The organism is Zunongwangia pacifica (assembly GCF_023499215.1).
Lineage (GTDB): Bacteria > Bacteroidota > Bacteroidia > Flavobacteriales > Flavobacteriaceae > Zunongwangia > Zunongwangia pacifica.
In genome coordinates this window covers 1-10,027 of record NZ_JAKHSK010000067.1, presented here as the reverse complement: position 1 = coordinate 10,027, position 10,027 = coordinate 1, and the positions used below count along the sequence as shown (strand labels likewise).

General features: G+C 36.6%; 7 protein-coding genes and 1 pseudogene. 6 read left to right on the top strand and 2 right to left on the bottom strand.

Going from position 1 to position 10,027, the window contains the following annotated elements; translation table 11 throughout:
* The first annotated feature begins 282 nt into the window (after positions 1 to 282).
* From hsdR to L1967_RS21705, 6 genes are all read left to right on the top strand, one after another.
* Positions 283 to 2,652, top strand: a complete 2,370-nt coding sequence (hsdR, locus tag L1967_RS21730; protein WP_249603596.1) for an EcoAI/FtnUII family type I restriction enzme subunit R — start codon at positions 283 to 285, stop codon at positions 2,650 to 2,652.
* A gap of 61 nt (positions 2,653 to 2,713) precedes the next feature.
* Positions 2,714 to 2,992 (top strand): hypothetical protein, encoded by a 279-nt coding sequence (locus L1967_RS21725; protein WP_249603595.1) that lies wholly within the window; start codon positions 2,714 to 2,716, stop codon positions 2,990 to 2,992.
* 293 nt (positions 2,993 to 3,285) lie between these two features.
* On the top strand, positions 3,286 to 5,664 hold the full coding sequence (locus L1967_RS21720) for an AAA domain-containing protein (protein WP_249603594.1): 2,379 nt from the start codon (positions 3,286 to 3,288) through the stop codon (positions 5,662 to 5,664).
* Between the two features lie 122 nt (positions 5,665 to 5,786).
* Entirely contained in the window at positions 5,787 to 7,655 is a 1,869-nt protein-coding gene (locus L1967_RS21715) for an McrB family protein (protein ID WP_249603593.1), read from the top strand.
* Entirely contained in the window at positions 7,648 to 8,889 is a 1,242-nt protein-coding gene (locus L1967_RS21710) for an McrC family protein (RefSeq protein WP_249603592.1), read from the top strand. The genes L1967_RS21715 and L1967_RS21710 overlap by 8 nt, the downstream gene beginning before the upstream one ends.
* Before the next feature lie 162 nt (positions 8,890 to 9,051).
* Entirely contained in the window at positions 9,052 to 9,417 is a 366-nt protein-coding gene (locus L1967_RS21705) for a hypothetical protein (protein ID WP_249603591.1), read from the top strand.
* A 209-nt stretch (positions 9,418 to 9,626) separates the two neighbouring features.
* Here L1967_RS21705 and L1967_RS21700 read toward each other — a convergent pair whose 3' ends face one another.
* Positions 9,627 to 9,896: a hypothetical protein gene (locus tag L1967_RS21700; RefSeq protein ID WP_249603590.1), complete on the bottom strand. Its 270-nt coding sequence runs from the start codon at positions 9,894 to 9,896 to the stop codon at positions 9,627 to 9,629.
* A gap of 25 nt (positions 9,897 to 9,921) precedes the next feature.
* Positions 9,922 to 10,027: pseudogene (locus tag L1967_RS21695) on the bottom strand (IS1595 family transposase); the annotation flags it as partial.

The following is a 10,027-nucleotide window of genomic DNA, read 5'->3' as shown; positions in this document are numbered from 1 at the left end:
GCGCCCGACAGGATTGCTCACTATCAAAATGAGCTGTAAAAGTGAAGATATTCATTATATTGAATTTGAGGTGAATATAATCAAAATTAAAAAATTATGAGTATTTACGGATAATCAAAAAAAATATAAGCAAAAACTTCAAAATCTTGAAGAACTAAAAAAATCCTTATTAGAAAAAGCATTTTCAGGAGAACTCACAAAAACAGCGGTAGAAGCATAAGAAAAAATCACTAAAAATGCCGTAAACCAACAACTTTAGTTCGCAAAGTAAATCACAACACAATGAACGAAGCACAAACCGAACACGATTATATAGATCCCGCTTTAAAAGAAGCCGGTTGGGGAGTGGTAGAAGGGAGTTACATCCGTAAACAATATCCCATCACCAAAGGAAGGCTTATTGGGCGTGAAGTAAGGGAACGCCCTTTAAAAGCAGATTATGTGCTTCAGTATAAAAATACAAACCTTGCCGTTATAGAGGCTAAAGCCGCCAATAAATACTATACCGAAGGTTTACCACAGGCCAAAGATTACGCCGAACGTTTACAGTTAAGGTTTACCTATGCCACCAATGGTTTAAAAATTTATCAGGCAGATTTAGACGAAGGCAAAGAAGGCGACGTAGCTACATTTCCCTCGCCGCAACAACTGTGGGAAATGATGTTTCCTACTGCTATAGAATGGCGGGAACGCCTGTTTAAAATCCCTTTTGAAGATCGGGGCGGCACCTGGCAACCGCGCTACTATCAAAATAATGCGATCATAAAAACCTTAGAAGCCATAGCCAAAGGCAAAGACAGGATTTTACTCACCTTAGCCACAGGAACCGGTAAAACAGCGATTTCTTTTCAGATCGCGTGGAAACTTTTTCAGGCCAAATGGAATTTAACGGCCAAAACCAATCGTTATCACGAGCGTAGTCCCCGTATTTTATTTCTGGCAGATCGTAATATTTTGGCAGATCAGGCTTTTAATTCCTTTAATGCTTTCGATGAAGACGCGTTGGTGCGTATCACTCCAAAAGACATCAAGAAAAAAGGCAGGGTTCCCAAAAACGGAAGTCTTTTTTTTACCATTTTCCAAAGTTTTATGAGCGGCCCCAACGAAACACCCTATTTTGGGGAATATCCAAACGATTTTTTCGATTTTATCATTATCGACGAATGTCACCGGGGCGGAGCCAACGACGAGAGTTCCTGGCGCGCGATTATGGATTATTTTAGTCCCGCCGTACAACTGGGCCTTACCGCCACTCCCAAACGTGATGTAAACGGCGATACCTACGATTATTTTGGAGAACCCGTGTACGAATACAGTTTAAAAGAAGGGATTAACGATGGTTTTTTAACCCCATTTAGGGTAAAAGAATATAGCACCACCATAGACAGTTACACGTACGATCCTGAAGATGATGTAGAAGGAGCGATAGAAGAAGACAAGGAATATAAAGAAGGCGAGTTCAACAGGACGATAGAGATCAAACAACGGGAAGAATACCGTGTGAACCTGTTTATGGAAGCGATCAATCAAAACCATAAAACGCTGGTGTTTTGTGCCACTCAGGAACACGCCGCTTTTATTAGAGATTTGATCAATCAAAAATCAAAAAGCAAGAACAGCCACTATTGTCATCGCGTAACGGCAGACGATGGTCAGCGGGGAGAGCAGCATTTACGGGATTTTCAGAATAATGAAAAGCTAATTCCCACGGTCTTAACCACAAGTCAGAAACTCAGCACCGGGGTAGATGCGCCTGAAATTAGGAATATAGTGTTGCTTCGTACCGTCAACTCGATGGTAGAATTTAAACAGATTGTAGGACGGGGAACACGCTTATTTAAAAACAAGGCCTTTTTTACCATTTACGATTTTGTTGAAGCACATAAACATTTTAAAGATCCGGAATGGGACGGGCCACCTTTAGCGCCCACCATTTATGAACCTAAACCGGGGAATGATCCCAAAGAAGTTTGTGAAGATTGCGGAAGGGTAAATTGCATTTGCGCCAAAGAACCCGGCGAACCCTGTTACGTATGCGGTTACGAACCTTGTAGATGCGATGCCCCTAAGAAAATGGTAAAAGTCACGCTTTCAGACCGTAAAGTCATCGAGTTGGATTCGATGGTGAAAACCACATTTTGGAGCCCCGAAGGCAAGCCCATAACCGCGCAGCAATTTATTAAAAAGCTCTTTAATGATTTGCCGGCGTTGGTAAAAACAGAAGACGAATTAAGAAAAGTGTGGAGTATGCCTTCTACCAGAAAAAAGTTACTGGAAGAGCTGGAAAGCAAAGGATATTCAGATGAGCAATTAGACGATCTAAGAAAAGTAATTCACGGGGAAGAAAGCGATTTGTTCGACGTGTTATCCTATATCGCCTATCAGAAAAATTTAGTCCCCCGTTTAGATCGGGCAGAACGGGCTAAAATTCATATCCATTCGTATAACGCCGAGCAGCAGGACTTTTTAAATTTTGTGATGAAGCAATATGTTCAGGTAGGGGTAAAGGAGTTAGACGAAACTAAAATTAAAGCATTGCTGGAGCTAAGGTATCATTCCATCGCTGATGCCAAAGAGCAACTGGGCGATATACAAAGCATTAGAAACGCTTTTATCAATTTTCAGCAGTATTTATACAGCCCCGCAGGGTAGATTGTATAGAAGTTGAATAATTAAAACAGGTGAAGTAAGCGGTTGAAAAAAACTGGAAGGGATGAGGGAAATTATAAGAAACAGAACAATTAGACCAAGTACCAGAGCTAAAAATTCGGCTTATCGAGTTAAGGTGAAAAATGCGCAAAAAGAAGATAGGATAATCATCTTTATAGATCACGAATCTAAAGATTTTAGAAAGATCTATAAATGTACAGGCGGGTTATTTCAGCATTCCGACTCGATATATTTTACGGCAGAAGAAGAAGGAGAGCGTATTACTATTAATTGGAGAGGGGAAATTATTCCGGAAGAGATCATTGGAAAAACATTAGAATAATGAAACTGGTAGCTATATTAACGCAAGTAGCATTGATAGGAGCCAATTAAAAAAATATATAGGAAGAAGAAAGAAGCGAGTAATGTAGGATAAAAAAAATAAAAATTTCATCAATCACCTGAGTTTGATATAAACCTAATGTTCAGGCATTTTAGATCATTGAGTGAATTTTCAGGGAAAATTTGTATCGAAATGCTGCTAAAATGGAAACTTCGGCACAAAATCTTTTGTAAAGATTTTATTCAGTCTCCGCAGTTTTCTTAAACCGAACTCAGATCCATAGCCATTAGCCTATGAATGCAACACAAATACGTAAGGTTTGTATAACAGCCTGTAAAACTTATACTCAATTTCTAACCGATAAAGGAGGTGGGGTCTATAGGATATCGGTTAATCACATTGAGCCAGTAGGTAAAGATAAGTTTAAGTTAGTAATACAAGGTAAAATTTTTGATGAAGAAACATTACTATTTAAACACGTCGCTACTAATAAATCTTGGGATGTAGCAGGTATTAAAATTCAAGTGTACGATAGGGATAAAAATTTGGTAGTCATTAAACCCAACACAGAATCTTATCAATTTTTTGCTGAAAATCAACCCAAGGATTGGGAAATTCTATCTGATATGAAGTTCTTAATTGAACGCGTTCAGAAATGGTATGAAACCAATGGTGCTTCCTTAAAATTACCCCATAAAAAACCTGTAATTTCAGCCCCTTCAAATTCATTTTTCTTTACAGACCTACATTTACCTTCTTCAGAACAACAGGAGGCCTTAAACCTAATTTTTAATACTCCTTTTTCCTATATCTGGGGTGCGCCGGGTACAGGGAAAACTCAATATGTTTTAAGCTATGCTATTTTAAACTATTTAAAGCATAACAAAAAAGTGGCAATAGTTGCTCCTACCAATCACGCTCTAGAGCAAATTTTTAGAGGTGTTGTGAAGATGACCGACAAAGCTGGAATCTCCAGAGATGCTATTATAAGGCTAGGAGGTCCTTCTAAAAAGTTTGCCGATGAATTTCCGGAAATCTGTGAAATCATTGGGCTTGAAAATGAACTAAAGAAAATTAGGCAACAATTAAGCGTATTGCAGAATATTCTAGGCATCGATGAGCAATCAAATAATATTAAATTACTGCAAAAGGCATTAGAAGATATCAAAGTTTATCAAGCGAAGGAAGAAAAGCTCTTAGCAAATGAAAAGAGCCTTCAATCTACTAAGGCCAACTTAAAAAGCTTAGCGTCTAAAGCAATTGAATACGACCTAAAATTAAAGGAATTTAGAATAGAGCGGGAGCGGCTAAAGAAAAAGCAAAATTCTGCACTGGTTACATTGGTTACTTTTTTTGGTAAAAGAAAAAACTATCAGGAATTAATAGACCATACAATTCAACAAGAAGCAGAATATACTATTCGTAAAAATGAAATTGATTCTACTATAGAAAAGTATAGCAATGAATTAAAAATTAAAGAAGATAAGCTTGCGGAAGGATGGCAGTTGGCTAAGGATGTATTGATTAAGGTGAAAACGGCGATCCAAGCAGTAGATTATTTTGCGAATACACAAGTAATTACAGACCGGCTTAAGAATTTAGAAAAAGACTTAAAAAAGTTTATTGAAGAATCTAATGATTCTGGGTCAGTTTACGAATCTATAGGTAAAGAATATGCACACCATTCAAAAGAAGAACTTTACCTTAAACTTGAAAGTTTAAAAAATGAAGAAGAGCGTTTAATAAATTATAGTACAGAAGAGCGATTAAAGAATGTTTCTATTATCGGGGCAACATTAGATACTTATTTATATCGTTTTAAAGAAGATAAATTAAACGTACATCATATATTTCTTGACGAGGCAGGATATTCCAACGTAATTAAAGCGCAAACCTTATTTAATCAGGATACACCCGTAACTTTTTTAGGCGATCATATGCAATTGCCACCGGTATGTGAGATATCACAAAGGGATATTCAACAAAACGAAAACTATCGTGAAGTACTGGTTTGGGATCAATCAGCCATTTTTATAGAAGATTTATATAAGCAGGATTCATTAATTCCTGTACTAAATAGATACCTTAATAAAAGCAAACCGGAATTTGTTGAACTAAAGAAAGAGAACTTAACCATTACCCATCGTTTTGGTAATCGATTAGCGAATGTACTTGAAAAGTTTGTATATCCAGAAGGTTTTAGTTCGGGGCTATCTACAGAGACGGCTATTATTATATTAGATGTGAAAAATCCACCTCAATACAGAAATAGTGGACGTAAAAATGAGAGTGAGATAAGGGCTATTAAAAACTTAATTGAAAATAATTTTTCTATAGACAGTAATATGGCAGTGCTAGCCCCTTATGCTGCCCAGGTAAGAGGATTAGCTAGTGCATTGCCAGAGTATAATCGAGAAAATAAAATACTTACCGTACATAAATCGCAAGGTCAGGAATGGGACACGGTTATTTATTCCGTATGTGATATAGGTAATGGTAAACGACCCTGGTTTACAGCTTCAGATATACCTATGTCTTCAGGATTAAATAATATTAATACAGCGATTAGTAGAGCAAAAAAACAATTAATTGTAGTTTGTGATAAGGAGAGTTGGCTTTCTATGAATGGACAGTTTATAAAAGGAATATTAGAGGTAGCTACACTCAGTTAGTTCAAATCAATTAAAATAATTAAAACAATACCATTTGATCCTAATAAAATAACCCAACAACACGTACTGGATGCAGTGGCCCGTATTCAAGAGTTTTTAAGCAAATAAATGCAAATTATAATATGGAACAATCCAACCAAAAGTTAGAATTTGACAAAGACTATTTTGATCTCTCAAAAATTGAAGATTACGGAGAGAAAGTAGATAAAACTTACGTAGCCGATTCTGACGAAGCAAGATGGTTTTATGATACCCGAGAAAAGCTATATTATTTAGTTAAATTGTTGTCAGAAAGATTAAATGAAGACTTCCAAATCGTTTACAGAGAAAAACCTAATGGACAAAGAGGACCAAGTTTAATTGGTTTTAAGAATTATGTGTTGGTTGGGTTTGCTCCAAAAGAATTTAATATTGGAGATGATTTATTTATGAAAATTGAATTCTCGAATATAAAATCAAAACCAGTATTCAGAATTAATATTGATTTAAATTTTAGAAAAGAGAGCAGTCCATTCCAGAAAAGAAGAGACGAAATTTTCACTAATCATAATACTGAGTGGGAAATCAATAGTGAATTTCCAGATAACTGGGATGACTTATTGGAAGTGTTGGGAAAACCAATTAGTGATCTTAAATCAGTTTATAAATCTTATATAAAAACACGTCAATCAAATGCTATGAAATTAGATATTATTGAACTTCCTCTCAATCAAATCCTCTACGGCCCTCCGGGAACCGGGAAAACCTTTAGATTACAAGATAAATATTTTGATAAATTTACCGTATCAGAAAGCAAATTATCAAGAGAACAATATATCGAAAATGCGGTGGCCGATTTAACCTGGTGGCAAACCTTTGCTGTCGCGTTGTATGATTTGGGATTATCCAGTTCAACCGAAATTTTAAACCACGAAATCGTAAAAGCCAAAGAACGCCAATCGAGCGCCAAATCCATAAAACCCATTTTGTGGAGTCGGTTACAGGCGCATACCGTCTTAGACTGTCCTAATGTAAACGTAAAAACTCGTAGCGAGCCACAGTTATTCTTTAAAAATGACACCTCTAAATGGCGGGTAGATGATGCCTTACTCACAGAAGCCTATCCCGAAGCTTTGGAAATCCTGGATAAGATAAAGAACTTCCAACCAGAGGAAGGAAAAATAATCAAGAATTACGAGTTTGTAACGTTCCATCAATCCTTTAGTTACGAAGATTTTGTAGAAGGGATTAAACCAAAAATGGAAGAACAAAGTACCGATTTAGAATACGAAATTCAAGATGGTATTTTTAAGCGGATTGCCCTAAAAGCAAAAGCCGATCCCGAAAATGATTATGCTATTTTTATAGATGAGATTAACCGGGGGAATGTTTCCGCTATTTTTGGAGAGCTCATCACTTTAATAGAAAAAGACAAAAGACTTGGAGAACCCAATGCGTTAGAAGTGAAATTACCTTATTCAAGAACGTCTTTTGGAGTACCGGCTAATCTCTATATTTTCGGAACAATGAACACCGCCGATAGGAGTGTAGAAGCTTTAGACACCGCCTTACGAAGACGTTTTGCCTTTGAAGAAGTAATGCCGAAACCAGAGTTATTTGAAGAATTAGAAGTAGCAGGCATCAGTATACAAGAATTGCTCAAAAAAATAAACCAACGCATAGAAGCGCTGCTGGACCGCGACCATACCATCGGGCATTCCTATTTTTATAAAGTCAAAGAAGCTGAACATAAAGAAGCCGCTTTAAAAAGTGTTTTTAAGGACAATATTATCCCTTTGCTACAGGAATATTTTTACGGAGATTATAGTAGCATAGGTCTGGTATTGGGAGAAGGTTTTGTTCGTGTAGAACAACCTGAAAATAGCACTCGATTTGCCAAAGTTGAAGGTTTAGGTACTGAGATTGAAGTAGCGCCACGCGTTGAATTGCTTCCCATAAACGAAGCTTTTGATATAAACGAGGCATTACAAAACTTAATGCAAGATGCCTAGAAATGAACCTTTACAGGTATTTGAATATGAATCCTTGCGTGTAGGTGCTGTGAAGGGAAATACAAAATTTCAGCAAAAGCATTTTAAGGCATTGGTGAAATTAAATGAATTGCACGGCAATAAGTACTTTACGGTAGGCTATAAAAAAATTACTTTTCAGCAGTACGTAGGCGTGTTACAGGTGGACGATCTCTGTATTGAAGTTCTGCCCAAAGCAGACCGTAATGCTGCCAAACCTGGTGTTTGGCGAAACGTGCTCATAGATATGCTGAAAGCCACCCGTAAGCTCAAAGTAAATCAGGTAGAGCACGCCAACGTCACTAAACAAAGTAAGCATTTCCTCGATATTTATTTTGAATGGTATTTGGATGAAGTACAAAAACTTATTCATCAGGGGCTGATTAAAAAATACGACCGAAAACAAGGAAACTTAACAATCTTAAAAGGAAAACTGGTTTTTGCCAAACAGATTTCGCAAAACCTGGTGCATAAAGAACGTTTCTACACCCAACACCAGGTGTATGATAAAGACCATTTAATTCATCGAATATTGTACCAGGCACTGGGTATCATCGAGCAATTTACCCGTGGCGGTTACCTGTACGGCAAGTGCAAATCGATACAATTAGATTTTCCTGAGGTAAAGGCTATTCAAGCCACGGCAGCGACTTTTACCCAACTGACGATAGGACGTAAAGAACGGCCCTATACCACTGCTTTAGAAATCGCCCGACTCATTATCCTTAACTTTGCCCCCAATGTAAAAAGTGGCAGCGAAAAAATGATCGCCCTGCTCTTTGATATGAATAATCTGTGGGAAGAATATGTGCTGGTTCAGTTAAAAAAAGCCGTGCAAAATAAAGAATATCGAGTTTTAGGTCAGCATAGTAAAACCTTTTGGAATGGGATTTCCATACGTCCGGATATGGTGGTTATGAAAGGAGATAAAACGGAGTTCATCATTGATACCAAATGGAAAATAATCGATCAGCATAAGCCTTCCACCAACGATTTACGGCAGATGTATGTGTATAATGAATATTGGCAAAGCCCAAAAGCTATTTTACTATATCCCACCAATGAAGAAAAAGAATTTAAAATAAAAGAGTTTGAAAATATAGAAGGGCGAGGAACCCACCATCAATGCGGTTTAGGCTGGATTGGTGTTATTAAAAATGGAGCACTTAATAAAGAAATGGGGAAAGACCTATTAAAATTATTAGCTATAGAATAGAAAAGCTAAATTAGCTATGCCTTTATTGGGAGAGGGTTAAATTAAACTACCTAACGGCAAGACTTTGAGGCATTATTAGAAAATTATTTTTTATTTTAAGGCATCCCGATAGCTATCGGGATCGAGGCAATTAATCTCGATTATCGAGTAAAAAACATAACTATGAAAAACTTCTTTTTAATCTTCATTTTTTTGATCAGCACGATCACCACCGCGCAATCTTTAGACAATTTAGATGACTATGACGTAGATGCATTTTATAAAAAAAAGGAATTGGACGATGACACTTTAGATGAAGATGGCAATGAGATTGAGTTTATTTTTGTAAAAACCGAAACCGAATTAGCCAATGGGAAATACGAAGTAAAATTAGCCGATGGCCCCGGAGACTTATACGAAATTAAAAATACGGAATTTTTTGTAAAGTTAAAAGGTTATTATGGCTACGCCGGCTTGAGCGATAATTGTATTTTAGAAATCACTGGTTCTTATTTTAATAAAAAAGGCACCATTTATAAATTAGATTAAATCCGTTTCAAAGTGGAGGAGGGTTGCATTTGAATAGGAGTAATATTCGAATAATTCTTCAGATGAGATCATTAAATTAAAGAACCAGAAGTCAAGATTCACGAACCAGAACAAAAAATATTGAATTTAGAATTGTCGTTATTTCGACCCTGCCTCGCCGGCAGGCAGGTGTTGCTTAGCGGAATGGAGAAATCTTTTTTACTCGATAGCTAATTGCTAAGTATTGAAGATAAGAAATAAGAAAATGGACTTTTAGTTTCAAGACAAAAAATGTTAATAAAATCGAGGCCAGATATATCGGTCGTCTCATGGGCAATAATAATATTCCCTTCTATCACTTCGCAATCGCTATAATCACGAATAAATTCTTCAACATCGTTATTTGATTGTAAGTATATATCACCTGTTGGACACTGGCTAAGCAAAATCCCGGGAATTATTAAAAATGCTATTAGCAGGGTTTTTTTTATTGAATTCATTTAATAAAAATTTGATTATCCGCAATTAGTCATAACCTGTAATTCCTGCTATAACGAGCCTATCGAAGAGTTTTTCTCCGAAATATCTTCTGTTGAGTTTGTAGATAAATTCATTCAGGTATAACTGTAGG

Excerpts from the sequence above, each read along its gene's own strand:
- L1967_RS21725 (WP_249603595.1), top strand. The coding sequence starts at position 2,714 with ATGAGGGAAATTATAAGAAACAGAACAATTAGACCAAGTACCAGAGCT.
- hsdR (WP_249603596.1), top strand. The coding sequence starts at position 283 with ATGAACGAAGCACAAACCGAACACGATTATATAGATCCCGCTTTAAAA.
- L1967_RS21710 (WP_249603592.1), top strand. The coding sequence starts at position 7,648 with ATGCCTAGAAATGAACCTTTACAGGTATTTGAATATGAATCCTTGCGT.
- L1967_RS21700 (WP_249603590.1), bottom strand. The coding sequence starts at position 9,896 with ATGAATTCAATAAAAAAAACCCTGCTAATAGCATTTTTAATAATTCCC.
- L1967_RS21720 (WP_249603594.1), top strand. The coding sequence starts at position 3,286 with ATGAATGCAACACAAATACGTAAGGTTTGTATAACAGCCTGTAAAACT.
- L1967_RS21715 (WP_249603593.1), top strand. The coding sequence starts at position 5,787 with ATGGAACAATCCAACCAAAAGTTAGAATTTGACAAAGACTATTTTGAT.
- L1967_RS21705 (WP_249603591.1), top strand. The coding sequence starts at position 9,052 with ATGAAAAACTTCTTTTTAATCTTCATTTTTTTGATCAGCACGATCACC.